22 protein-coding genes and 1 pseudogene are annotated in these 24,414 nt (G+C 43.8%); 17 read left to right on the top strand and 6 right to left on the bottom strand.

Features of this window, described 5'->3' with window-relative positions; translation table 11 throughout:
* Window positions 1–462: 462 nt before the first annotated feature.
* From V6W81_RS15485 to V6W81_RS15450, 8 genes are all read left to right on the top strand, one after another.
* A complete protein-coding gene (locus tag V6W81_RS15485; protein ID WP_338539614.1) occupies window positions 463–1,920 on the top strand; it encodes a glycosyl hydrolase family 28 protein in 1,458 nt (485 codons plus the stop codon).
* Window positions 1,921–1,931: 11 nt separating this feature from the next.
* A complete protein-coding gene (locus V6W81_RS15480; RefSeq protein ID WP_338539613.1) occupies window positions 1,932–5,456 on the top strand; it encodes a hypothetical protein in 3,525 nt (1,174 codons plus the stop codon).
* A gap of 62 nt (window positions 5,457–5,518) precedes the next feature.
* Complete coding sequence (locus tag V6W81_RS15475) at window positions 5,519–6,358, top strand: alpha/beta fold hydrolase (RefSeq protein WP_338539612.1); 840 nt, start codon at window positions 5,519–5,521, stop codon at window positions 6,356–6,358.
* Window positions 6,327–7,907: a glycoside hydrolase family 43 protein gene (locus V6W81_RS15470; RefSeq protein WP_338539611.1), complete on the top strand. Its 1,581-nt coding sequence runs from the start codon at window positions 6,327–6,329 to the stop codon at window positions 7,905–7,907. Before V6W81_RS15475 ends, V6W81_RS15470 begins: the two co-directional genes overlap by 32 nt.
* Before the next feature lie 38 nt (window positions 7,908–7,945).
* On the top strand, window positions 7,946–9,103 hold the full coding sequence (locus V6W81_RS15465; protein WP_338539610.1) for a glycosyl hydrolase family 88: 1,158 nt from the start codon (window positions 7,946–7,948) through the stop codon (window positions 9,101–9,103).
* A 254-nt stretch (window positions 9,104–9,357) separates the two neighbouring features.
* Entirely contained in the window at window positions 9,358–9,483 is a 126-nt protein-coding gene (locus V6W81_RS15460) for a sporulation protein YjcZ (RefSeq protein WP_145047750.1), read from the top strand.
* A gap of 246 nt (window positions 9,484–9,729) precedes the next feature.
* Entirely contained in the window at window positions 9,730–10,608 is an 879-nt protein-coding gene (locus tag V6W81_RS15455; protein WP_338539608.1) for a PhzF family phenazine biosynthesis protein, read from the top strand.
* A 149-nt stretch (window positions 10,609–10,757) separates the two neighbouring features.
* On the top strand, window positions 10,758–11,234 hold the full coding sequence (locus V6W81_RS15450; RefSeq protein WP_338539607.1) for a GNAT family N-acetyltransferase: 477 nt from the start codon (window positions 10,758–10,760) through the stop codon (window positions 11,232–11,234).
* Between the two features lie 146 nt (window positions 11,235–11,380).
* Here the strand turns inward: V6W81_RS15450 and V6W81_RS15445 are convergent, their stop codons facing one another.
* Entirely contained in the window at window positions 11,381–12,445 is a 1,065-nt protein-coding gene (locus V6W81_RS15445; RefSeq protein WP_338539606.1) for a GntR family transcriptional regulator, read from the bottom strand.
* A 261-nt stretch (window positions 12,446–12,706) separates the two neighbouring features.
* Between V6W81_RS15445 and V6W81_RS15440 the strand changes: the two genes are divergently transcribed.
* The 4 genes from V6W81_RS15440 (at window position 12,707) to V6W81_RS15425 (ending at window position 16,885) form a co-directional block, all read left to right on the top strand.
* Entirely contained in the window at window positions 12,707–14,044 is a 1,338-nt protein-coding gene (locus V6W81_RS15440; protein ID WP_338539605.1) for an ABC transporter substrate-binding protein, read from the top strand.
* An 84-nt stretch (window positions 14,045–14,128) separates the two neighbouring features.
* Window positions 14,129–15,025: a carbohydrate ABC transporter permease gene (locus V6W81_RS15435; RefSeq protein ID WP_056691248.1), complete on the top strand. Its 897-nt coding sequence runs from the start codon at window positions 14,129–14,131 to the stop codon at window positions 15,023–15,025.
* 40 nt (window positions 15,026–15,065) lie between these two features.
* A complete protein-coding gene (locus V6W81_RS15430) occupies window positions 15,066–15,875 on the top strand; it encodes a carbohydrate ABC transporter permease (RefSeq protein WP_338544007.1) in 810 nt (269 codons plus the stop codon).
* A 26-nt stretch (window positions 15,876–15,901) separates the two neighbouring features.
* Window positions 15,902–16,885 carry a glycoside hydrolase family 43 protein gene (locus tag V6W81_RS15425; protein WP_338539604.1) on the top strand — a complete coding sequence of 328 codons (984 nt, stop codon included), beginning with the start codon at window positions 15,902–15,904 and terminating at the stop codon, window positions 16,883–16,885.
* A gap of 226 nt (window positions 16,886–17,111) precedes the next feature.
* Here the strand turns inward: V6W81_RS15425 and V6W81_RS15420 are convergent, their stop codons facing one another.
* The 5 genes from V6W81_RS15420 to V6W81_RS15400 all read right to left on the bottom strand — a co-directional run bounded on the left by V6W81_RS15420 (window position 17,112) and on the right by V6W81_RS15400 (window position 20,893).
* Complete coding sequence (locus tag V6W81_RS15420; RefSeq protein ID WP_338539603.1) at window positions 17,112–17,591, bottom strand: DinB family protein; 480 nt, start codon at window positions 17,589–17,591, stop codon at window positions 17,112–17,114.
* A gap of 21 nt (window positions 17,592–17,612) precedes the next feature.
* Window positions 17,613–18,173 (bottom strand): TetR/AcrR family transcriptional regulator, encoded by a 561-nt coding sequence (locus V6W81_RS15415; protein ID WP_338539602.1) that lies wholly within the window; start codon window positions 18,171–18,173, stop codon window positions 17,613–17,615.
* Entirely contained in the window at window positions 18,170–18,631 is a 462-nt protein-coding gene (locus V6W81_RS15410; RefSeq protein WP_338539601.1) for a nuclear transport factor 2 family protein, read from the bottom strand. The genes V6W81_RS15415 and V6W81_RS15410 overlap by 4 nt, the downstream gene beginning before the upstream one ends.
* 303 nt (window positions 18,632–18,934) lie before the next feature.
* Window positions 18,935–19,771: an alpha/beta fold hydrolase gene (locus V6W81_RS15405; RefSeq protein WP_338539600.1), complete on the bottom strand. Its 837-nt coding sequence runs from the start codon at window positions 19,769–19,771 to the stop codon at window positions 18,935–18,937.
* 240 nt (window positions 19,772–20,011) lie between these two features.
* Window positions 20,012–20,893: an SDR family NAD(P)-dependent oxidoreductase gene (locus tag V6W81_RS15400; RefSeq protein ID WP_338539599.1), complete on the bottom strand. Its 882-nt coding sequence runs from the start codon at window positions 20,891–20,893 to the stop codon at window positions 20,012–20,014.
* Window positions 20,894–21,069: 176 nt separating this feature from the next.
* On the opposite strand from V6W81_RS15400, the gene V6W81_RS15395 reads away from it, so the two are divergent.
* From V6W81_RS15395 to V6W81_RS15375, 5 genes and pseudogenes are all read left to right on the top strand, one after another.
* Entirely contained in the window at window positions 21,070–21,489 is a 420-nt protein-coding gene (locus tag V6W81_RS15395) for a MerR family transcriptional regulator (protein ID WP_338539598.1), read from the top strand.
* A gap of 81 nt (window positions 21,490–21,570) precedes the next feature.
* The gene (locus V6W81_RS15390) at window positions 21,571–22,287 is read left to right on the top strand and encodes a class I SAM-dependent methyltransferase (RefSeq protein ID WP_338539597.1); all 717 of its coding nucleotides are present in this window, start codon (window positions 21,571–21,573) and stop codon (window positions 22,285–22,287) included.
* Between the two features lie 234 nt (window positions 22,288–22,521).
* The gene (locus tag V6W81_RS15385) at window positions 22,522–22,617 is read left to right on the top strand and encodes a paeninodin family lasso peptide (RefSeq protein ID WP_430700878.1); all 96 of its coding nucleotides are present in this window, start codon (window positions 22,522–22,524) and stop codon (window positions 22,615–22,617) included.
* Window positions 22,618–23,022: 405 nt separating this feature from the next.
* Window positions 23,023–23,796, top strand: coding sequence for a hypothetical protein (locus tag V6W81_RS15380; RefSeq protein ID WP_338539596.1), 774 nt, complete (start codon window positions 23,023–23,025; stop codon window positions 23,794–23,796).
* Between the two features lie 73 nt (window positions 23,797–23,869).
* Window positions 23,870–24,282, top strand: a pseudogene (locus tag V6W81_RS15375) (LysR substrate-binding domain-containing protein); the annotation flags it as partial.
* Window positions 24,283–24,414: the final 132 nt, after the last annotated feature.

Genomic DNA, 24,414 nt, shown 5'->3' with positions numbered 1-24,414 from the left:
GTTTCTTCGAGACAAGAGCAGTGTATTGACCCCTGCTTTCAGCCATGGCTAATGTTAGTGCTGGAAGGAGGGGTCTATTAAAACCACCTTCGCATGTACGAGCGCTGGAGATTACGTCCAGCTCAATCAAGCCGGGCTGAATCCGCCTGAGGGTTCTGCTGCTGTTGAAGGTTATGATCTCTCGTATGCTGGGCTTACATTCGTAAGGGGAAACAATGGATTGAAACAAAAGAACAGACCTCAGCATCCGTGGTAAAGGGGAGCTGAGGTTCTTTTTCTTGCACAACATAGTGAATACACAATAAGAATACAAAACGGAATTAAGAACAGATCCTTGCCCTTTAGGCACAGACTGCATGCAAATGCTAAAAAACCATACATATGACGCCAAAAAAGCAGCATTTCTCCAAGTAAAATGCAGGGATACAATGAAAGAAGACTTGGGGAGCAGGAGGGCACAACATGAATCAATTGATTGTTTATCCGCAGTCAGAGGTTGACAGAGAACGCCGTGACTTCAAGGTACAGGTACGTCAACCGGAGGGAGATTGGCGAGAGCTGTTTGTATACGAGACCCAGGTAGACATGCACCAAATTCGGCAAGCCTCAATGGCATATTTTGATATGTATGGACAGGTTGAGGTTCGCGTGGAATGTCTGAACATCAGACCGGAGCGGGTTGTTATTCGGCCGTTATCTACAGCGATTGTTATGGTATGCGAAGGTAATACGATATCCTTCACGCTGTGTAAGCCATGCAAGCTGTCCATTGAAGTTAACGGTGATCGCTTTGGCAATCTGCATCTGTTTGCCAATCCATTGGAGACATTACCGCCATTGCCGGATGATCCCGGAGTACTTTTGATCAAGCCGGGTATTCACCGGATGGAGGATATTAAACGGCTCACTAGCTCGCCGGATACGCTCAGTGGGCATTGTCCACACATCCTATATTTTTCACCAGGTATTCATTATGTGGAGGAAACAATTATACACATTCCCTCTAATACCACGGTGTATGTTGCGGGAGGGGCTGTGGTTGTGGGTTCGTTCGTCTGCGATCAGGTTGAAAACGTCGTCATTCGTGGGCGGGGGATTATCGATCTGTCTGCATTTCATAGGTATTCGGCTTTTCGAGGAATACGCATCAAGTACTCCAAAAACATTATGGTGGAAGGCCTTGTACTACTTAATCCACCGCATTACAGCATATACATTGGCAAGTCGACTCATGTTCACATATCCAATTTCAAATCGTTCAGTAGCAAGGGCTGGTGCGATGGAATTGATATGATGGCAAGTTCTGATATCGAGATTGACGATGTGTTTCTTCGTACCTCCGACGATTGCATCGCGGTATACGGATCAAGGTGGGATTACCATGGAGATACACGCCGCGTAACGGTCCGCAACTCGGTTTTATGGGCGGACGTTGCGCATCCGCTAATGATGGGCACGCATGGAGATCATCGCCTCAGCGGAGATGTAATCGAGGATATCCGTTTTGAGAACATTGATATTCTGGAGCATCATGAGCTGCAGGAGAACTATTGGGGAGCAATGGCCATCAACGCGGGTGATAAAAATAAGATTCGACGGGTGGTTTATGACAACATTCGGGTAGAGGAATTTGAGCTAGGCCAGCTAATCGATATTCGAGTTATCTGGAACAAAGATTACAACCCGGAGCCTGGACATTCCATTGAAGACATTTCGTTCCGAAATATTACCTACCTTGGTCGCAATGTCAATCCCAACCGAATTTATGGCTTTGATGCAGAGCGCCAGGTTAAAGGCGTTGTATTTGAAAATTTGCGTATTCGCGACGAACTTGTGCTTAAGCCGGAGCAGGGGAATTTCGATATCAATGCCTTTGCGCAGGGAATTACCTTTACGGTAGGAAATCAGGCTAAGGAATGAGGGGAAATGAAATGTACACCACAGAGACGATCATAGATATTTTAGCATGGGATCGGGGACGTTCGGATGAGGCTGAGCTGGCTTCGGCTTCTGGGGAGGAGCTGCTGCTGGAGCCGGGTCAGGCAACGGTTTTTCGTTTGCCGGGGTTACATCTGGATAATCATTGGGTCCGTACAGGCTTTGTTAGCAACAATGAATATAGCGTAGATTTACGGAATTGGTACGGTCTTGAACTAGAGGCTGAGCTTCCGCTTGCCGAGCCGCTGGAGCTAACAGTGGAAATCGGATTGCTGCGCGATAAAGGAGCCTTGCCAGAAGAACTGGAGTATGTTCACTATCATTGCTTGTTGGTGCGGCGGGAATCGGGCATCAATAAGGTCGTTGTGCCATTTGACCAATTTGATGACATGAAGGCCTTTGCTGGCAAATGGAAATTCGTCCGTTCCGTGCGCCTGCTTGCGACATGGAAGGAAGAGTCAATCAGACCAGCATCAGAGTCAGGGATTTCCATTCGCCAGTTTAAGCTGAGCCGAAGTCGCGGAATCCATGTTCATGCTCCTGTGCTATCGCGATCGGCAGATGCCGGACAAGTAGCAGGATATAAGCTGGAGCTTATCAATTGTACAGGAGATGTGCAAGCTCTAACATTGACTCAGGAGCGTTATGGCTGGGAAACGATGAAGGTGTCGATTAATCCGGAGCTCTGCCTATTGGAACCTGGGGCTTCCTGTGAGGTATCTGTTCAGGTCGAGGTATCCGGACATGTTGCGCCAGGGGGATATGAAGTACAGAAGCTGGCGATTATTCCAGGAGGCCGCGGAGATCTGGCGGAACGTGTGGAGTTGATTACGTTGCGGGCGTTGCCTCACCCGTATATCAAGCTGGTCCAGCCGGAATGGGAAGACGTTCAGGATAAGATACAGGAACATGCATGGGCGAGCGAGCTGCTGGGCATGTATGTGCTGCGTGCACAGCAATGGGTGCTGCCGCCTGTTAGAACAGGGACGCATCTGTACGAGAGTCATCATGCGCATGAAGCGGAAAATGCGGTTATCGCCTGGAAACTCACCAAACAAAAAGATCTGGCAGAAAAGCTGGTCACATTTCTTCGCGGCGTTGTTGACCCAGAGAACGGTTATCCCAAAACACGAAAGGCTTGCCATCAGGAACTGGTGCATGAGGGCGAATTTTTCAAGCATGTAGCTGTTATCTATGATCTCATGTTTGATTCTGGCTTGCTGAATGAAGAAGATCACCGCAATATAGAATGCACCTTTCGTCTATTCATGGATCTGATCGACTGGGCACTAAGCGAGGGAGGTATCTCCAACTGGACACTGGCCGAGATGATCGGAGCGCTTTATTGCAGTCAGGCCTTGCAGGATATGGAACGCATGAACCGTTTTCTGTACGGTGTTGGCGGGTTTACTGATCATTTATCCAAGGGCACCCTGGATGACGGTTGGTGGTACGAATGCTCAGTAGGTTATAACCTGATGGCTGCGGGACTCTTCTCGGAAATCACTCAAAGCTGCCGACCTTGGGGTATCAATCTTGCAGAGGTATGGGTTCCTGCCCAGTACCATGACCAGGTCACACCGGGAGACAAACCGGATATCGATGGACTTAGTCTAAATATCTGGGGACCGTCACGCTTTAATTATCGCTCGATTATACAGCTCTGGGACAGCCTGCTACCCTTTGCCGATTATCGCGGTGTCCTGTTTGGCATCAATGATTCCGCGGAGACGAAGCTGAGCGGTATCTCACCGAGGGGCTACATGGATGCACGATATGATCTGGCGTACTATTTGTTTCGCAAGCCGGAGTATGCGGATATTCTTCTGAATTGCGACCTGGCGGATCGTGATTTGCTGTATGCCATTCCGGGACTTCAGCCAAGCACTTCCAAGCCTTTTCTTCGTTCTGCACATGCGGACAATTCTGGTGTGGCTATGCTTCGTTCACAGACGGAGGGAAGGAATGCGAACGAACAGATTCAGGCTGTAGTGAAGTATGGCTCACACGGGGGTGCTCATGGACATTATGACAGGGTTAGCCTGCTATCCATGATGCGATATGGTCGCAGCTTTTATAACCCGGAAAATATTTGGTATAACTACCACACGTTCATGTACAAATTCTATGTGCAAACCTCCATTACACACAACATGGTAGTGGTGGATCGGAAACAGCAGGATCCAAGTGAAGGCAGACTATTGCAGTTTCATGGAGGAAAGCTCTTTCAGGCTTGTACTGTGGAAAGTGAAGCCAAGTGGTCTTATCCGCCCTATGGCGGCTGGCGAGTAGACGGAGACAAGACGTTCAGGGAGCGAGCATGGAACGAGGGGAGGTATGTGCCGATACCAGAGGATGCACCGGAATATTCCCGCCGTACCGGTTTTACAGAGGTGGTGCTTCAGCGCCGGTTGACCGTGGTCACCGATGATTACGTTGTGCTGTTCGATTATGTTTCGGGCGAAATGGAGCATGATTATGAAAGTCTGTTCCACTGCAAGGGGCTCGTCTCGCTTGAAGCAGAGCAAATGGAACTCTTTGCACATACGGAGCAGCTTGATCCTGACCCGCTGGGCAGCGCGCAATTCATTACCGATTGTAATTGGTATGAGGCGAGTAGCCCCATTAAGGCGCATTTTAAAACCGGTTTTGGCCCGAAATATGATCATAGGGGCAACCGGACATATCACAATGAGGATGGCCCGCTCAATATAGATCATTACACACTCTGGCCACCGCAGTTAAATGTTATTGTCGGCAACGACCCGGAGTTTTTGGAAGTGGACAAAAGGCTGTTCTACCAGGTTCGCGGAGATGGACATGTGCTGGCTGAAGGGCAATTCGGGGCTTGGGTGCTAGGACGCGACGATTTGGATATAACAGTCGAAGGGATTCAATCGTTGGAGCTTGCTGTAAGCGTGGAAAAAGGCATTGGGGAACATGGCGTAAGCAAGCCCTTCAAAAAAACGATTTTCTGGGGAGATCCGTATATTGAAAATGCGGCTGGCGAACAAATTTACCTGGCAGACTTGCCGTTGGTGCTGGAGAATACGGACAGCGGAAATGGCATCGGCGTGGACTATTATGGCGGTCCGGTCAAAATCGCAGCGAAAGCCTTCCCGCATGCGGTTCCGGCAGAGCCACACTCTCAGGAACAGGAAGGTCTCATCCGGGTCGATTTAACGGGCTTCGAAGCCGTTCGGATGGTCGCCTCCATCGGTGGAGATTATCCGCTGGGGGATGAATCCTCGCGGCGAAAACTGCTGAGCTCCCGCTTCAGAGGCACGTCTGCACGATTTATATCCGTTATTGAGCCGTATGAGCATCAGGCTATGATTATTTCGGCAGCAGCTCAATCGGCGGACGAAATCAGGGTGGAGATGGCAGACGGAAGAATCCAGACGATTCGGGTAGGAGCCATGGAGAAACGTGGAGAAGCACCTGATCTGGAAGTGGAGGTTGTTGAAACGGATGCAGAAGGCAAGTTGCTTCGAAAAGAAAACACAGTGATAAATTAAACGCGCTAATTGAAAATCACTCACACGTCAAAAGTTACCGTGGATAGAAGAGGGGTTGCAGTATGAAGAAGGAGCAAATGATCTCGGCCCATATGGAGCTAAATCAGGATTTTCTCCTCGATTACCAATATTACGTTCAAAGAGCTTCCCAAGAGACACTGGTGTTCATTCACGCCCATTCGGTGGATCGACGCATGTGGGAGCCGCAGATCGATCATTTTGCTTCACGTTATTCAATTCTATGCTATGACCTTAGAGGGTATGGTAAATCCTCCATGCCCCTGGAGGGACAGCCCTTCCTGCATGCTGAGGACTTGCGAGCACTTCTGGAACATCTGAATATCGAAACCGCTCACTTGATCGGGCTGTCGTTGGGATCATTTGTAGCACTCGATTTCTGGGTGCTTTACCCAGAATATGTACAGTCGGTGACTGTTGCCAGTGGGGCAATTCCTGATCCCAAGCCGGATGTTCCAACGCCCCTAGTGACGGATGTGCCGCGCTTCAAGCAGGAATGGTTTGAACGCCTACTAGAGGGATGCGGGGAAGACCGAAACGGTTATCAGCATAGGCTGTTGACTATGATTGGCGATTGGAAGGTTTGGCAAAGCACACATCGCGAGCCGGATTGTATTTTGGGTAAAACACTTCTGCCTAAGCTGACTGCGATGCAAGATCCAGGTCCAGTATGCGTTGTGAATGGAGCAAAGGATTTCCCAGGGGCACATCACTCTGCAGATCGGCTGCTGGAATGCATGCCTCATGCGATTTGTGTCAATTTGCCGGAAGCGGGCCATTTTTCCAACATGGAGGCACCCTATGAGTTCAATGCTGCTTTGCAAGCATTTTTAGACAAAGGAGAAGACCACAATGATTCAAAACCCGATTCTACGAGGCTTTAACCCGGATGCATCGATCATTCGCTCAGGTGATGACTATTATATTGCAACCTCCACTTTCGAATGGTTTCCCGGCGTCCTGATTCATCATTCACGCGACCTAGTACATTGGCGCCCAGCAGCCAGACCACTTGACCGTCTAAGTTTGCTTGATCTCAAGGGCATTCCGAGCTCGGGAGGGATATGGGCTCCTTCCTTAAGTTATAACGAGGGCTTGTATTACCTATGCTACACCAACGTGGTTGGGAGACGAGGCGTGTACAAGGATCTGCACAACTATGTCATCACCGCGCCAGCCATTGAAGGGCCTTGGTCTGAACCGGTGTATTTGAATTCCAGTGGCTTTGATCATTTTCTCTTCCATGATACGGATGGTCGAAAATGGCTGTTCAACATGCAATGGGATTTCCGCAAAAACCACAATCGGTTTGCCGGGATCATCATGCAGGAATTCAACCAGGGGAAAGGCAAGCTGATCGGTCCGGTCAATCTTGTAACACAGGGAACATCTCTTGGCGTAACGGAAGGTCCGATGATATATCAACGAAACGGTTATTATTACCTCCTCGTAGCAGAGGGAGGAACAGGGATCAATCACGCAGCAACCTTGCTGCGTTCCCGAACGATCGACGGGCCTTATGAGATAGATCCAGAATATCCTTTATTGACTTCGGTTGGAACGCCCGATCATCCGCTTCAAAAGGCTGGACATGGCAGCCTAGTTGAAACGCAGCATGGCGAATGGTATATGGCTCATATTTGTAGCCGTCCGCTTCCAGATGGAAGCCGCCTCAGTCCATTGGGACGTGAAACCTCGTTGCAAAAAGTGGTGTGGACAGACGACGGCTGGCTTCGCTTAGCGGGTGGAGGAAGAAGTCCGAAGGTGGAGGTGGAGAGTCCAGAACTACCACCACATCCGTTTCCAGTGGAACCAGAGAGAGAGCATTTTGATGGAAAGAGGCTTAGTATCCACTGGAATTCCCTGCGAATCCCCATGGATGAGACATGGATGTCACTCTCAGAACGGCCGGGACATCTCCGACTGTATGGGCAGGAATCGCTATACTCCTGGAATCGACAGAGCCTCATAGCCAGACGGCTGCAAAGTTTGGATTGCGAGATATCGACTTGCGTTGAATTCGAGCCTGAAACTTTTACCCAGATGGCAGGTCTGGTGTTATTTTACGATGAGTCGGATCATTTTTATTTGCGGATATCACATGATGAGCATCTTGGTAAACACCTGGCTGTCATATTCAGCCAACAAGGCGTATATGACGAGTCTGAAGATATCGTCAGCATCGAAGGTTGGGAGAGCTGCTACCTTAAAGCAGTCATACACCAGGAAAAGATACAATTTTATTACTCGTCGGATGGTGAGAAGTGGAAGCTGATTGGGCCTGAATTGTACAGTGGTGTACTGGCAGATGAGTATATGGACAAATTGTCTTTCACGGGAGCATTTGCAGGGATATGTGTGCAGGATTTAAAAGGAACGAAACGATATGCGGATTTCGACTATTTTGATTATAAATACGATCGGAACGCTTAGCATATTGATTAATATCAGGAGAAGGTGGGATCAAAGCGATGCTAGTAGATGATAAAACTAATGTTTGGGTAGAGCGGGTCGTTCAGAAAATAACGGACAAGATGGATTGGGTCAGCGATAAATCGCAGCAAAAAATCCCTTATACGACCTTGGATGGCGTTCACGACGACCGAGCAACCCAGAACCCAAGCGGCGATGATGCGGATGGTATCAACTGGTGGACTAATGGCTTTTGGGGCGGTATGCTCTGGCAGATGTACCATGTTACGGGGCAAGAGAAATATAAGAACTATGCTAATCTGGCCGAGGATAAGCTGGATACGAGCTTTGAAAAATTCTACGGGCTGCATCATGATGTCGGATTCATGTGGCTGCCAACGAGCGTGGCGAATTACCAGTTAACACAAAATCCCGCCTCTCGCAAAAGGGCGCTGCATGCTGCCAATCTTCTCGCTGGTCGCTTTAATCCCGTTGGAGAGTTCATTCGTGCCTGGAATGATATGCCAGAAGGAGACACGCGCGGCTGGGCGATCATTGACTGCATGTTTAACATCCCATTGTTATATTGGGCTTCGAAGGAGACGGGTGATCCCCGCTTCAAGCAAATTGCAGAACGGCATGCGGATACCGTCATGAAAACATTCGTGAGACCGGATGGCTCGGTCCATCACATTGTTGAATTTGATCCCTTCCTCGGTGGTGTAGTTCAGACTCACGGGGGACAAGGATATGAGAATGGCTCTTCTTGGACACGAGGTCAAGCGTGGGGATTGTATGGCTTCATGATGAGTTATCATCACACGAGAAAGGAAGAGTATTTGCATACGGCGAAGCGGATTGCGCACTATTTCATTGCCAATATTCCGGAGAGCGGCATCATTCCGGTCGATTTCAGGCAGCCGAAGGAACCAATATATGAGGACTCTACGGCAGCGGCTATAGCAGCCTGCGGACTGATCGAGATTGCCAAGGCGGTGGGCGAATATGAAAAAAAACTGTATTTGGATGCAGCCCTGAAATTGTTGATCACGCTGGATGAACAGCGCACGAACTGGGGGAAAGAATGCGACTGCATCGTGCAAAACGGCTCTGCTGCTTACCATAGCGTTAACCACCATCAGTCTATCATCTATGGTGATTATTATTTCATTGAAGCGATCTTCAAGCTTAAGGGTAACGATCTATATTTTTGGTAAGATAAATATATGCTTGCTGCTGTCAATTATTATACAGCTTCCAGCATTACGTAGAATGGATAAAGCAATTAAATTACTACGTAAAGTAATTCAGTGGTGACAGGGCAGGACTGAAAGCAGCCGACATGAACATAAATTATGTTGTCTGGATAAACAGTATGGTTTGGGCGTAACAGAATGGGGATATGCCCGCTCATTTGTGATGATTTGGCATATGTTATGACGTACCTTGAAATTCAAAGGAGGCCAATCAAATGAGTAAAGTTGGATACGATTATAACAATGTCGGTGGAATTGGTCACGGTATGTGTACCTCTACAGCGGCAATTCTTGTACTCTTTATTCTGCTTGTTATCATCACAAAATCGTTCTGGTGTTAGTTCGTATCTTGTATGAAAATAAATAGGTGGTTCAAGCTCTGCTGAGTTATCAGCGGGGCATTTCCTATGTGGACAACTCACTGCGTCTTTAATTGAAGAAGATGATATTCATTTGAATGAAAGATTCCAAAAGGCGTACATTCTTGTTAAACTATGAGCTTACACAATGACGATTGTGTCATATGAGAAAGGTTGACACGTGCGGAACTACATATGGATTTTGAAGATAAGGAAGGGATGAGCAACATGAAAGTGGAAGTGTATACGTTAAACGCGTTTGCAAAAGGGGAGCATGGTGGTAATCCCGCAGGAGTTGTCTTGGAGAATGACCTTTCGCTAGAAGCGTCTGATATGCAGCTCATAGCGAAGGAGGTAGGCTATTCGGAGACGGCCTTTATAGAGAAATCCACATTAGCCAATTACAAAATTCGCTATTTCACTCCCGCAAGCGAAGTTGATCTGTGCGGGCACGCCACGATTGGTGCATTTGGACTAATGCATTCGCTGGGTTTGGCTAAAGCAGCAAGCTCTTATACGATTGAAACAAAGGCAGGGATTTTGGATGTGGATATTAGCTCGGAGGGTTTTGTTTATTTATCACATGCTTTACCACAATTTTCTGAAAAGATATCCTGTGAGGAAATCGCCCCATCCTTGGGGATAGCTCCTGAAGCCCTAGAAACCGAGTTGCCTATCGAGATTGTTTCGACGGGTCTACGTGATATTTTGATCCCGATCCGCAGTAGGAATCTATTGAATGAGATTCAGCCAAAATTTGACGCCATAACTGCCATTTGCGAAAAATACGATGTAGTAGGATATCATCTGTTCACGATGGATACTCCAGACAATGCTACTGCGGAATGTCGAAACTTTGCTCCGCTGTACGATATTCCCGAGGAAAGTGCGACAGGAACATCCAACGGTGCACTACTCTGCTATTTGTACCAACATGGCGAGCTATCTATGAAAGAAGTGGAACATGTCATGTTCAGGCAAGGGTATTCGATGAATTGTCCTTCTGAAATCAAGGTAGGATTGAACCTGAGCGAGAGCGGTGACATCAAACAAGTTCGGGTTGGCGGTGCAGTGGCTGGGATTGAACGAAGACATATCATGATATAAGCAGAATCAAAACTAGTAATTCAATGGGGTTTTCTTCATGGCTGGATATCGTAGTGGATAGACTTTTACCCGCTTTTCCGGGCTCGATTTAATAAAATTTTTAAGTCAAAATGATATCAAATTTAAGAACTAGTAGAAGGGGTTTCTGTATGATTATTCGAGAAATTAAAAAAGAGGACAACGCAAAAATTAAAGAAATAATACAAGATTCACTAAAAAAACTTGGGTTAGCAATTCCTGGCACAGCCTATTTTGACCCTCAACTCAATGACCTTCACTACTATTATAATCATTTAAAATATGCCCAATACTGGGTGGTGGAAATAGAGGGAGAAGTTGTTGGCGGTGTCGGTATAGCCCCATTTAACGAACCAGATAATGTCTGCGAATTACAAAAACTATACTTAAGTGAGAAAACACAAGGGTACGGTATGGGGAAGAAATTAATGGAAACTGCTTTGTCGTTCGCTTCTAAGCACTATGCAAAGTGTTACTTAGAAACAAAGCAAGAATTAAAAACAGCATGTATTTTGTACGAGAAATTTGGCTTTAATCTTTTGGATAAGCCATTATCAGGTTCTGAACATTCTGCGATGGATGCGTGGTATATAAAGGGATTGGATTGAATATTTGAAATTTGAGCGCTTTTGATTATGGGGAGACATACTCCAATCAAAGGCGCTCGCTCTGTTTAATCAAGCTATTAATTTACATAAGAAAAACCAATGAATATGCCAAGTTTATAAATCGCCTGGCTGCAACGGTTATCGTGTCAAGGGAAGATGAGTTGCACGGGAATAATGACGTTCTTAGGAGAATAAATATCTTCCATCTGTTCACGTAACAGCTTTACCGCTGTTCGTGCCATTTCTTGTTCATCTTGCTGTACATAAGGTACGCCTGAAAGATGTGGATTATCAAAAGACAACAAATCGAGATTTGAGTGAACGTTTAGACGACTGATCGCGGCCGATGTAAGGCGTGCTGTTTCTTCGGTCAAGGAGAAGGCTGCCGAAATTCCACTGTGGTTCTGCAAAAAGTTGCTTACATAGTCCAATGCTTGCTCGCTGCGTAGAATGTCGAGAGGAATGTGACACCACAAGCTTTTGTCAATCGAGATGCCTTGATCTGTGTACGCCTGCTCGAAGCCGAGCGTGCGATCCTCGACGGCTGTATTGGCATTTTCAGGTGAGATGAGCGCAATCTGCTGATGACTCTTGGATAACAAATGGGATACAGCTTTATACGCACCGCCGTAATTGTCGGATGTGATGGTGTACGTCTCAATGTTGCGCAGATAGCGGTCGATGAACACACACGGGAATTTATCGAGCGACAGACGCAGTAATGATTCGTTGTACTTCTCATCTTCTGTCGGAAAAACGATCAACCCCTTCACACCGAGCTCCGTTAGTGTATGAATGACGTTTGATTCGATAGAGGAGGACTCGCGCGTGATGCTTAGTACCATGCTGAGACCGGCTTCTTGTAGGAAATGTTCTGTGTAGTCAACGAGCTTCTGAATGACACGGGTTCTCATCGTAGGAATGATGAAGCCGATGAGCGGCATGGAGGACGCGCTGGTTTGGGGTGGAGAGAAATTGATGTTAGAAACAACAAGACTAGAAGAGACGAATGAGCCTTTGCCTTGTATGCGTATAATTAATCCTTCGTCAGCTAGTAGGGTTAGGGCGTTCTTGACGGTTATTTTACTTACTCTGAATTCGTCCATTAGTTCTTGCTCAGAAGGGATGCGATCCGTTGGGCGAAGCTGCCCTGATTTAATTTTTTGCATAATATTTTCTCGAATTTGTTTGTAGAGCGCCAGCTTTTTCAAAGAGTAGCATCTCCCCATAAACTTTATGATTTTATAATCAATTGGTTATATAAAGCTTATTTCATATATATTATAATACGGCATGTAAAGCGCTTACAATATAGAAACTGAGAAATTGTTGCGAAGGGGTCTTTTCTTTGAAGGGTTAGAATTATGTTAAGGATGGTGGTGCTGAGATGGATTGAAACCGCTTAAATTAACAGAACTAACTAGTCAGCCGACTTTTCAAATGCATAACCAAAAAGAGAGGATGACGAACAAATGAAAAAACGCAGTGCTTTAATCTCCATCGTTACACTCCTTATTATGTCACTTTTTTTTACTGCATGTGGTAATGCTTCCGATTCAAATACTGAAACACAGCAATTAGGCGCTAATGCCGGTGAGAATGCAACAGAATTATCATTTTGGACATTCGTAGATTTGCACGGCAAGCATTTGGATAAAATGCTGGGTTTATGGAACGAAACGAACCCAGACAAACAGATTAAGTTGAATGTAACGGTTATGCCTTACGATGATATGCACAACAAGCTCTTATTGGCAGTTACAAGCGGAAAAGGTGCTCCTGATATCGCGGATATCGAGCTTGGTCAATTCCCTAAATTCTTGGAAGGTGACAACGTTCCCCTGGAGTCTTTGAATGATGTATTTGCACCATACAAAGACGTTGTTGTTCCTTCACGTGTCGAGATTTATTCCAAAGCCGATCAGGTTTATGGATTCGATTATCACGTAGGTGCGACGCTTGCTTTCTACAATACTGAAATTCTCGAGCGAGCAGGTGTTGACTACAAGACAATCAAAACATGGGAAGATTACAAACAAGCGGGTATCCAGGTTTATGAAAAGACTGGCAAGTACTTAGGTACTGCTGATACATCAGCTACATGGCAAGCATCGCTGCTACTAGCTCAGCAAAACGCTGATTTTACAGATGAAAATGGTAATCCAAAAGTGAACTCGCCTGAAATGATTAAAGCGTATGAAATGTTAGTCGATCTGCAGAAGAACAATGTTATTCATACGATCCCTGGCGGACAACCCGATACAGAAGAAGCAAAAGGCGAATACAACAAAGGCAACTACGCAAGTGCCTTGATGCCTGAGTGGTACATGTCCCGCTTTGTAAACGAAATGAAGGACCTTAATGGTAAGTATGCAATTGCTCCATTGCCAGTATTTGAAGAAGGTAATCCTCGTTCCGTTGGCTTAGGCGGTACGGGCACAGTTGTTACTAAGAGTGGTAAAGACGTTCAATTGGCCAAAGAATTTGTTGCCTTTGCTAAGCTTTCGAAAGAAGCGACTACTGAAATCTGGAACACACTTGGATTTGACCCAATCAATATGGAAGTATGGAAAGATGATGCAGTAACGAAAAACCCTGATAATGAATACGTCCAATACTTTAAAACAAATGCATTTGATACTTTGAATGAAATCAAAGACGAAATTAGAGCGATCAAATCCGTTAAAGCTTCACCGACGATCGGCAATATCCTCAATACGGTTACTTTGAATGCTATCTTTGAAGATGGCCAAGACGTGAAAGAAGCGCTGGATGAAGCACAAGCAGCAATTGAACAAGAATTGAAATAAATATAATAAGTAAATGATTTGATTAAACCTGTCGGCAGTTATCGTAGTCGGCAGGTTTAACCATAGTCAAGGGAGATTGAGAATATGATAAAGAAATTTGTATACTCTCAAAAAGTGGCACCTTATGTTTTCGTATTGCCATTTATACTTATATTTTTGATATTCTGGTTTTTTCCACTTGTAAATTCATTCGTCATGAGCTTTCAAGATCGGATGTTAGGACAGGATCCTAAATGGATTGGTGAAGCGAATTATTCGAAATTACTTACGGATAAAGTGTTTTTGACGGCTATTAAAAATAGCGTTGTGTACATGTTAGGTACCTTAGTGCTGTTAATTCCTCTTCCAATGTTATTTGCTGTGATGATCAACAGTAAGTTAATGATGGGTAGAGAGTTTTTTAAATCTTCGTTCTTTCTCCCTGCATTAACATCTGTCGCAGTCGCGGGTACCATTTTCCGCCTTACATTCGGTGAAATGGAAGGTTCATTAATGAACAGTTTCCTTGGTCTATTTGGTATAGAGCCTATTAAATTTTTGAAAGACGGAAATTGGAGTATGGCAGCACTGTTAATCCTCGCATGTTGGAGATGGACAGGCGTGAATATGCTTTACTATCTATCCGGTTTGAAAAGCATTGATAATGAATATTATGAGGCTGCTTCTATTGACGGGGCGTCTGCTTGGCAGAAGTTTAGAACGATCACAATGCCATTATTGAAGCCGACCACGGTATATGTTACGACAATTAGTGTTTATGCAGGTTTAGCCATGTTTACCGAGAGTCTGATGATGTTCAACGGTAACAATTCACCCAAAAATATTGGTTTAACCATTGTTGGATACCTGTATAGACAAGGGATTGAGCAGAATAAGCTGGGTTATGCAGCTGCAGTTGGTATCGTCCTGTTAGTCATTGCTATGGTTATTAATCTAACACAGTTGAAATTTAGTGGAATGTTCAAAAAGGAGGAGGATTAAAGTGGGCAAAAGTCAGACGAGGAGTGATTTCATCTCTAGAATGGTAATGATCTGTTTATTCATTATACTATTCGTTATAATTATGATCCCATTCTATGCAGTGGCCCTATCTTCCTTTAAACCCGGTGAATCATTAGTTAGGTATGGTCTTAACCTAAGTTTGGATTTTGAAATCATGAGTTTTGATAATTTCATCTATCTGTTTACTGGACAACATGATTATTTTGTGTGGTTTTGGAACAGTATGATTTTAACAATCGTTCAAGTGGTTTTAACGCTTTTTGTAAGCGCATTTGTTGCATATGGTTTTGCAGCATATGATTTTAAAGGTAAGAACTTCCTCTTTATATGTGTTTTGCTCATTATGATGGTGCCTTTCGAAATACTGCTGGTTCCTTTGTACAGCCTAATTAATGATTTGGGAATGGTGAATAGCTATTCGGCAATCATTCTGCCCGGTATAGCTAATGCCGCGACAATATTCTTCTTCAGGCAATATCTACGAAGCATACCCAAAGAGATTATTCAATCTGGGCGGGTTGATGGCGCAAACGAGTATGCGATTTATTTCAGACTAATTATGCCGATTATGAAACCATCCTTTGCAGCAATGGCCATTCTGAATGGTATGAATAGCTGGAATAATCTATTGTGGCCTTTCATGGTGCTCGGAGATCAGAGTAAATATACACTGCCCATCGGTTTGAAAACGCTGTCAACTCCTTATGGCAATAACTATGACCTATTGATCGTGGGCTCCTTCTTCTCCATCATTCCAATTTTCATACTATTTATTGCTTTCCAGAAATATTTCATAGACGGTATGACTGCAGGTGCTGTTAAAGGGTAGTATATTCTGATGAAACAGGTGATAAGATGGAAATCCAACAACGAACGTCTCACGACATTCAACCCTTAATTGAGCAGAGAGCTGATCCTTTTATTTACCGACATTCGGACGGTTATTATTACTTCGTAGCATCTGTTCCGGAGTATGATCGGATTGAAATCCGTAGAGCCCAGAACCTTGAGGGGCTTGTTACATCAACGCCTGTAGTGATCTGGAGAAAGCGCGAGACGGGTATCCTTAGTGCTAACATTTGGGCACCCGAACTACATTTTATTGATGACAAATGGTACGTGTATTTCGCTGCCGCACACACGACGGAAACGAATGAAGGCTTGTTCGACCATCGGATGTACGTGCTAGAGAATGAAAATGCCAATCCGCTTGAAGGCAGTTGGACGGAAAGAGGGCAGGTTCGTACCGCGTGGGAAAGCTTCGCCCTTGATGCCACTACCTTTGAGCATAATGGCAGCCGTTATTACGTATGGGCACAAAAGGATCCGAATATTGAAGGTAACTCTAATCTGTATATATCTAAAATGAGCAATCCGTGGACGCTGACTGGACCGCAGACGATGATTTCGAAGCCGGAATATGACTGGGAGATCATTGGTTATAAAGTGAACGAAGGCGCGGCATTTCTTCGCAAGGGTAATCGGGTATTTCTCTCTTATTCGGCTAGCGCCACTGATTTCAATTACTGCATGGGCTTACTTGAAGCCGATGCGGATGCTGATTTGCTTGATGCCACCTCATGGCGCAAGTCGCAAGCACCGGTTCTCTCGACAGATGAGAGCATCTCAATGTATGGACCGGGTCATAATTCGTTCACGATGTCAGAGGACGACGAAAAGATGCTATTTGTGTTTCACGCAAGAACGTACAAGAACATTATAGGAGATCCGCTGTACGATCCGAATCGTCATACATTTGTGACCGAGCTTTTGTGGACGGCAGACGGCAAACCCGATTTCCGCGGCTCTGTTGCAGCACTTGCACGTTCTTTACAGTGAACGGGTGTCCCAAACTTGCCACTCCAGTTATCCCAGAGGATCATATGATATAGTAGGGGCACGCGCTGATTACTCAGGACAATAACTTGTACTGAGTGCCGAGATGGGGGAAACATGTTCCCATCTCCGATTAGAAAAGCGAAGTTATAAAAAAGAAACCGACCTTTAATCCAATTTTAGTAGGATTTAAGGTCGGTTTGTTCGTTTTCGTGAAGGGACGAATTCACTACGAATCCTGACTTTCAATTATGCTCTTCATATTTTTAATCGTTGCGAAGTGCATTGCTTCATGATAAATCAGAAAACCCAATAATTGTTCTACATTTGTAAAGATAAGTCCAGTAGAAGACTTGTAATGAGGGTTGATTTCTTCTTTCATTTTGCTTGAAAGTATCGATTCAACCCTTTCCATCTGTTCCGTTAACAAGTCAATTACTTGAGACAAGGAGGGAGGCTCTATATTCCAGTTAGACGGTTTAGTTCCTGGATCAAACAAGGTATTAAAATTAGCAGGATATTTGGTTTCTTCCCCAGTAAGTTGGAAAGCGAACTTCTCATGTATAACATACATGTGGCCTAGATTCCATTTTATATTGTTTTTCAAACCTGTTGGAATTATTTCCGAGGCAGAGTCATTTATATTCCTCACATAATCAACTGCCTGACGGCGAACAAATTTCAATTGATCTGCGACAAAATTGCTCATGATATTGACCTCCCTTAAAGTCTAAACATAAGTTGAGACTCGTTTTGACAGATTTTCCAGCGTACGTGCAAAAAAGGATTCATCATGAAGTGCTCTACTCAGGATTAATCCCCCCTGAATACCAGCGATCGTTTCCTCTGAAATTTGGTCGGCTGTCTCTTTGGAGATGCCTGCTCGAACCAGTGCCGCGCTGAAGGCTTCAATCCATCTTACAAAATATTGCCGAATTACAGCAGCGAATCGATCTCTTGTTTCGTCCAAAGCGAATGCGCCAATAAGGCATATACGCTGACCCGATTTAAAATAAGTATCGACTTCTTGCCACATATGATCAATGGCTGCCTTGGGTTCATTCTTTTCGAGCGGTTCATAAATGTTCTTGATAAACCATTGATCAATATGAGCAAGAATTTCGGCAGCCATCTCATCTTTTCCGCCCGGAAAGAAATAATATAAGCTTCCTTTAGATAGACGCGTACGGGCTGTAATTTTACTCAAAGATGCACCTTCATAACCTAATTCACGAAATACCTCGGCAACGAGAGGGATGACATCAGATTTTTCAAAAACAGTGCGAGTCATAGGCCTAACTCACTTAGGCTTGGATGGTCAGCGGGACGTGTACCGAGAGGCCAATGGAACTTTCGTTCCTCTTCCTTGATCGGCATGTCATTAATCGAAGCAAATCTACGTTGCATCAAGCCGTCGTCAGCGAATTCCCAATTCTCGTTTCCATACGATCTGAACCAATTACCACTATCATCACGCCATTCATATGCGAACCTAACCGCAATACGGTTATCCGTAAATGACCAAAGCTCCTTGATCAGGCGGTAGTCCAGTTCTTTGGCCCATTTTCTAGTTAGTAAAGAAACGATTTCTTGGCGGCCTGTTATAAATTCGCTCCGATTTCTCCAATAACAATCCTCAGTGTACACAAGTGAGACGCGCTGAGGGTCTCGGCTATTCCAGCTGTCTTCTGCCATACGAGTTTTTTGGATTGCTGTCTCAAGAGTGAATGGGGGAGTTAGATTATTCATTACATTTTCCTCGCTTTCTGTACTGTTTGTATCAGTATAAACCGATCGGTTTATAAATGCAAGTTTACATTCCGAATTCAATATCAATTTTGAATATCGGTTCAGATTCATAATGTACCAAGTAGCCATCAATCCTATGCATAGTGGCTTTTTTTGTGTATTACCAATGCTGAAGAGGGTGTTCATTCTTCCTATGCATATCCTATGAAATAATGAAAAAGCAGGACATCCTCCTCAATAGGAGGCGCACTGCTTTTTCTCTCAATATGTTCTTTTTTGCTAAAATCATCAGTCGAATTAAATTTAACCCTGCAAAAATTCGATCAATGCTGCATTAAATTGTTCAGAATGCGTCGCATTAAATCCGTGTGGTCCACCTTCGACAACGACGAGACGGCTGCCAGGAATGGATTCATGAGTACGTTGTCCACTTACCTCCAAAGGCACGATGGCATCGGAATCGCCATGGATAACCAGTGTTGGAATGTTGAATTTCTCCAGGTCCTGACGGAAATCAGTAAGGGCAAAGGCAGCAATACAATCCAATGTGCCTTTAGGTGAAGCCAGAGCTGCAATATCACGGTTATAGATACGGAATGGTTCGCTCACAAGGTCTGTACGGTCTCCAGCAGCGAAAAAGTTGCTTGTAAAACCATCCAGGAATGCTAGACGATCGGTTTTTACCCCATTTTGGAATTCGGCAATCGTTGCATCATCCAATCCTCCTTGAGGATTGTCTTCGGTTATATAGAGATAAGGAGGAACTGCTCCCGCAAATACAGCTTTAGTAACGCGTTCTGTTCCGTAGGTTCCCACATAACGTGCAACTTCGCCGCCACCCATGGAGAATCCGACTAATGTGGCATCATGCAGATCAAGGTGCAAAATCAATTTATGCAAATCCGAAGCAAAGGTATCATAGTCATAACCATCCCAAGGTTGAGAAGACTGACCGAATCCACGACGGTCATATGTGATCACACGGTAGCCCGCTTCAATCAGGGCTGGAACTTGCTTCTCCCAGGATCGTCCACTCAAAGGCCAGCCATGAATCAGAATAATTGGTTTTCCCGCACCATGATCCTCATAATACAGTTCAATTGGTTGTTCATTCTCTGTACCTACATTTACTTTGGCCATGATAAATACCTCCATTAGTTGTTATATTTTTTTATACACAAGTTATTTGGCTCAGAAACATGAAAAGGATTGTTCATTTATCGCCTCACTTCGTATACCGTTTGTATTAGTATAAACCGATCGGTTTATATTTGCAAGTGCATGTTTTAGTGCGGGTACTCCTTTAGTTAACAACATACCAGATAGATTTAGCTGAATATCTTGAAGTCCATGTGGTTGACTAATGAAATGATAAACAACTTACTTTTGATCTAAGACATGTGTGGCTTCAGGATAGTAACCGTACTCATGTTCGTAAATCTCATTGATCCTTTTCAGGACATTCTTCGCTTGCTCTTTGAATTTTAATTCCGTAATCTTACCTTTTATCAAAAACACGCCGGTTTCATTCTGGTGTTGTCCCAAAGCAGCTTCATAAAGCCTGCTGGCACCGTGAGCCGGGGGAGAAAAAAATAACTTCATTAATGGAAGAACCAATAAAGGTAATCCAGATCTGGTTTCTTTCCTTAGTGTATTGGTACTGCCAGGGTCAACGCTACGGATCTTGATATTCTCCTGGGCGAGTTGTGGTGCGATGGCTTGGGTCCACAGTGAAAGTGCTAACTTAGACGTGGCATAGGGACCGATTAGCTTGCGAAAGACTTTAGGGTGCTCAAGGGTTTGAATAGTGAATTTTCTTGTAAATTTAATCGCTTCCGATGAGGTGTTGATCACCGTTTTTAAGTGTCCCTTTTTTATAAGTTCCTTCAATTCCATCAGAATAATGTACGGAACGACTGTCATTAGCTCGTAATGAATTTCACGTCCTTGTTTGGAATAGCTCAGTGTGGGAAAAGAGCCTCCGGCGTTATTAAACAAAATATCAATCCGCTGCTCATTGCTTTTTATTTCTTCAATCAGTCGCATTAAGCTGGCGTAGTCAGATAGATCCTTCGTTTTATAAATGCGTAGCCTACCCGTATGGACTGCTTCTTGGATTAGTGTGTCGTCCGCTGGGAAGTCTGAGCGAATGATCGCAATCACTTGCCAGTCTTCCAATAGAAATTTACGGGTTAAGGCTAGTCCGATCCCTGCACTTGCCCCCGATATGGCGGCGATATTTTCACTGTGGCTCTTATTCATTGCGTGTTTCCTCCTCATTTAGAGCAATTGCTAACGAGGCATACTATATAACTTGGAGTCGACTCCAAGTCAAGATGGAAAAATTAAAAATTTCCCAAAGAATCAGAGAGTTGACTTGGAGCCAGTATCAAGATGTATAATGCGAAATAAACTCAATCCTCACGGGAGGGGATAGAATGAAGGAAGCTCAGACTTTTACGATAAAACAAATTGCCACGCATACAGGCATATCTGAAGATACGATTCGATACTATGAAAAGATTTCGCTACTCCCTCGGGCTGAACGGAAGGGCAATGGGCATCGTGTTTACGGACAGGAGGATATTGATATGATTAGGCTGTTATCTTGTCTGAAAAAAACGGGAATGTCACTGGATGAAATACGTCCATTTCTAGGAGTCTCCTCCGATGCTGATCCCGCAGAATATCCTGAGTTAGTGGAACTCTTCAAGAGGCACCGGGAAAATATTATGGAGCAAATCATCTCTCTGCAACAGGTCGTTGATCTTATTGACATGAAGTTAGAGAAGGGAAGATATCGACGAGATTGGACGACTGAAGTGAAAGACAACATCTCTGAAAACATATTAAAGTAGCTAAACTATGCCCCATGAAAGCAACTAATTAACAAAATAAGTGAACTAGTACAAATGCTATAGAAAGCGGGAAATAAATTTATGATTCCTATCGTATATGACCAGATTAACCATTGGGGAAGAGACGACGAATTTTTCCTAGCATTGTTAAAGAGATTAAAAATAGAGTCTATAGTTGATTTAGGCTGCGGAACAGGAAGATGGACTACTCATCTTATTCAGTACGGTTATACAATTACAGCTATTGATCCCCATGAAGAAGCGATTGAAGTGGCAAGAATTAAAGATAATTCAGGCAATGTGAATTGGATTGTAGGAGATAGCTCAAATTTACAAATCAATACCTATGACGCGGTTGTCATGACTGCCAATGTTGCACAGGTATTTCTTACCGATGATAGTTGGAAGAAAGTAATCTCAGACGTATTCCGATCCCTAAAAGTTGGCGGTCACTTTATTTTTGATATTAGAAACCCTTTGGTAAAAGTGTGGGAAGAGTGGGAGAAGGACAAGACTCCTGACTTAGCCAAAGATATGTTAAGTGGAGACCCTCTTGAGATCTATACAGAATATGAAGGGTTTGAGGGAGACATCTATACATTTTATGAAACTGTGAAAAATGCAAAAACAGACGAAGTCCTCGTTCATGAGAAAATGCAGATAAGATTCCGAAATCAAGGAGAATTAGATGAATCGCTGAAACGAACAGGGTTTTCGGAAATTAAAACATATGGCGATTGGGAATTTAAACATGCTAATTCTAAAAATCGATCTTTTATTTTTCATTGTGTAAAATAGAGTCATTGAAATCAATATTATATTACTCTTTAAATAATGATAAGGAGAAAGCATATAACCCAGAGAAAAGGATGAAATAGGTTGTTTGCTTAGATACGTATTGTGTCATATAATTTTCATTGAGATACATTACGTATCTTAAAAAGTGCTCGCGTCTCGGTTTCAGTTTGTGTAGAAAGGAGGGAACGACCGATTGAAACGAAAAAAGCGCCTTGGCAAGCACCTGAATTAGAGGTGCTAGATGTGCAGCAAACGAATGCTGGCCTTGGATTCAGGCAAATTGATTGGGTCACCGAACATGATGCAGAACTATATGATCCAGCGTCCTGATCATGATACTTAAGAGTTATAACAGCCTCCAATGTACTTACTAGATCTAGATCATACTTCAAGTTGAAAATCGTATTCTTGCTCAAAAGGTCGCCTGTGGGCGGCTTTTTTTGATGCTCAGACAATTGTTTTTAAAGGAAATAGACGAGGGCGCATAGTGCCATTCAACTAACGGGCAAAAATAGTTCATCCAAAGATAGCAGATTCCACAAAAAATTTGTTAGCGAAATTGACGGCAAACTACATCAAAAAGAATTAATTTACTGTTCACGATTACGGGTACAAGAGCAATTCACACTGCTAATTTTAACTTAATGAGTAAAAATTGTTAATTTTATGTCATTCATAAACTCAGTCGCGCTGATATAATTTCTCCTAGGTGCTAGATGAGAGGGGAATATAGTGTTGAAAAAAGAGCTTGGAGTGGTAATGCTGTTGAGTGTTGTTCTGCTTTCAGGATGTGGGTCAGATAAGCCTGAAACATATACGCAAGGTTCTGGAGAGTCTTCGTTTATACAAGTAACAACTCAGCCGGAACAAGGATCAGACTTAAATGAAAAACTAATTCAGAGTTCGGATGATGATAAAGTTAGATTGTTTGCAATTAATGAAAAAGATAATGAAGTTCAAGGCACTACATTAGAACTCAATGGTAAAACGAAGGACTTTGATTGGACGTTTCCAGCTGTAGAAGGATATAAACCTCAAGTCTACTTTGATGATGTTACAGATGATGGAACAGAGGAAGCAGTTATAACAGTTTTCAAAAATAGAAGTCCAGGAGTTTACCTGGAAGAGATCCATGTTGTAAAGTCAGATGATCTGTCTGAAATTAATATTGAAGACCCTTTAGAGATCATAGCAGAAGCTGTTGAAACTATTGTTCAGAATAACAAAGGGGCATTAACTGTGACAGTTAAGATTGGTGACAAGCAACATGAGTTAGTGCACGAAGGCGACCCCGATTTTGAGTACAAGAACGAATTGAATTTCGGTGGTGTTGTTGACTATAACGTGGTCAGTAACAAAATTGTTGCTAAAGTAGATGGAAGTGTTGGCATAGGTGAATATGTTTGTTCCTTAACGGTGTATTATAAATATGACAGTGCTACCAAAATGTTTACTGCGGGTAAAATTGAATTTTCTCTAATAAATGAAAAAAAGATAGCTAAACCATAAAAGGTTCAGCTATCTTTTGTCTTAGGAAACATAACATCTTGCTTGATTTTTAAGGAATGATGTTAAAGAACATGTGAACACCGCAAGCACATTGCCTCAGATTCTTCGAGAGTTTCGGAACAAGCACCCGATATCCAATTTCATGTGCAAATGCTCACCACGCAGGAAATGGTTACGCTTCTTCATAGAGGAGAGGTTGATTTTTGCTTGTCCTCACCTCCTATAAGGGGGAAAGACAATGAATGTCAGATCATGTTCATCGATCCGATTCTTGTAGATGTTCCAAAAGGGCATCGGCTTGCTGACCGAAACAGCATATCTTTGACTGAGCTAAGAGATGAATGTTTTGTTGGTGTAAAAAGAGGCTACGGTACTCGTGATCCGGTGGATTCTATATGCAAATCGAAGGGATTTATACCTGCTGCTCTCGAATTCCGTGAGGTAGTTGAAGAATATTTCGGGACGATATCCAAAGAGACAATTTAATTACCCGATAACTAATACGGCCTCAAATCGGGAAAAGTTAATTTATAAAAACCAGGGGAGCACTGAAGTTACATTGAAGTCATGATTTATATGTACTTATCGTTCTAAACATACGCTCCTTAACGCGCCTTA

The organism is Paenibacillus tundrae (assembly GCF_036884255.1).
Lineage (GTDB): Bacteria > Bacillota > Bacilli > Paenibacillales > Paenibacillaceae > Paenibacillus.
The sequence above is the reverse complement of the archived record's forward strand: the minus strand, read 5'-3'. Positions and strand labels throughout refer to the sequence as shown.

Coding starts and splice junctions, on each gene's coding strand:
- V6W81_RS15405 (WP_338539600.1), bottom strand. CDS start 19,771: ATGGCCAAAGTAAATGTAGGTACAGAGAATGAACAACCAATTGAACTG.
- V6W81_RS15415 (WP_338539602.1), bottom strand. CDS start 18,173: ATGACTCGCACTGTTTTTGAAAAATCTGATGTCATCCCTCTCGTTGCC.
- V6W81_RS15470 (WP_338539611.1), top strand. CDS start 6,327: ATGATTCAAAACCCGATTCTACGAGGCTTTAACCCGGATGCATCGATC.
- V6W81_RS15435 (WP_056691248.1), top strand. CDS start 14,129: ATGATAAAGAAATTTGTATACTCTCAAAAAGTGGCACCTTATGTTTTC.
- V6W81_RS15395 (WP_338539598.1), top strand. CDS start 21,070: ATGAAGGAAGCTCAGACTTTTACGATAAAACAAATTGCCACGCATACA.
- V6W81_RS15400 (WP_338539599.1), bottom strand. CDS start 20,893: ATGAATAAGAGCCACAGTGAAAATATCGCCGCCATATCGGGGGCAAGT.
- V6W81_RS15440 (WP_338539605.1), top strand. CDS start 12,707: ATGAAAAAACGCAGTGCTTTAATCTCCATCGTTACACTCCTTATTATG.
- V6W81_RS15465 (WP_338539610.1), top strand. CDS start 7,946: ATGCTAGTAGATGATAAAACTAATGTTTGGGTAGAGCGGGTCGTTCAG.
- V6W81_RS15455 (WP_338539608.1), top strand. CDS start 9,730: ATGAAAGTGGAAGTGTATACGTTAAACGCGTTTGCAAAAGGGGAGCAT.
- V6W81_RS15390 (WP_338539597.1), top strand. CDS start 21,571: ATGATTCCTATCGTATATGACCAGATTAACCATTGGGGAAGAGACGAC.
- V6W81_RS15460 (WP_145047750.1), top strand. CDS start 9,358: ATGAGTAAAGTTGGATACGATTATAACAATGTCGGTGGAATTGGTCAC.
- V6W81_RS15410 (WP_338539601.1), bottom strand. CDS start 18,631: ATGAATAATCTAACTCCCCCATTCACTCTTGAGACAGCAATCCAAAAA.
- V6W81_RS15425 (WP_338539604.1), top strand. CDS start 15,902: ATGGAAATCCAACAACGAACGTCTCACGACATTCAACCCTTAATTGAG.
- V6W81_RS15480 (WP_338539613.1), top strand. CDS start 1,932: ATGTACACCACAGAGACGATCATAGATATTTTAGCATGGGATCGGGGA.
- V6W81_RS15475 (WP_338539612.1), top strand. CDS start 5,519: ATGAAGAAGGAGCAAATGATCTCGGCCCATATGGAGCTAAATCAGGAT.
- V6W81_RS15420 (WP_338539603.1), bottom strand. CDS start 17,591: ATGAGCAATTTTGTCGCAGATCAATTGAAATTTGTTCGCCGTCAGGCA.
- V6W81_RS15430 (WP_338544007.1), top strand. CDS start 15,066: ATGGTAATGATCTGTTTATTCATTATACTATTCGTTATAATTATGATC.
- V6W81_RS15485 (WP_338539614.1), top strand. CDS start 463: ATGAATCAATTGATTGTTTATCCGCAGTCAGAGGTTGACAGAGAACGC.
- V6W81_RS15450 (WP_338539607.1), top strand. CDS start 10,758: ATGATTATTCGAGAAATTAAAAAAGAGGACAACGCAAAAATTAAAGAA.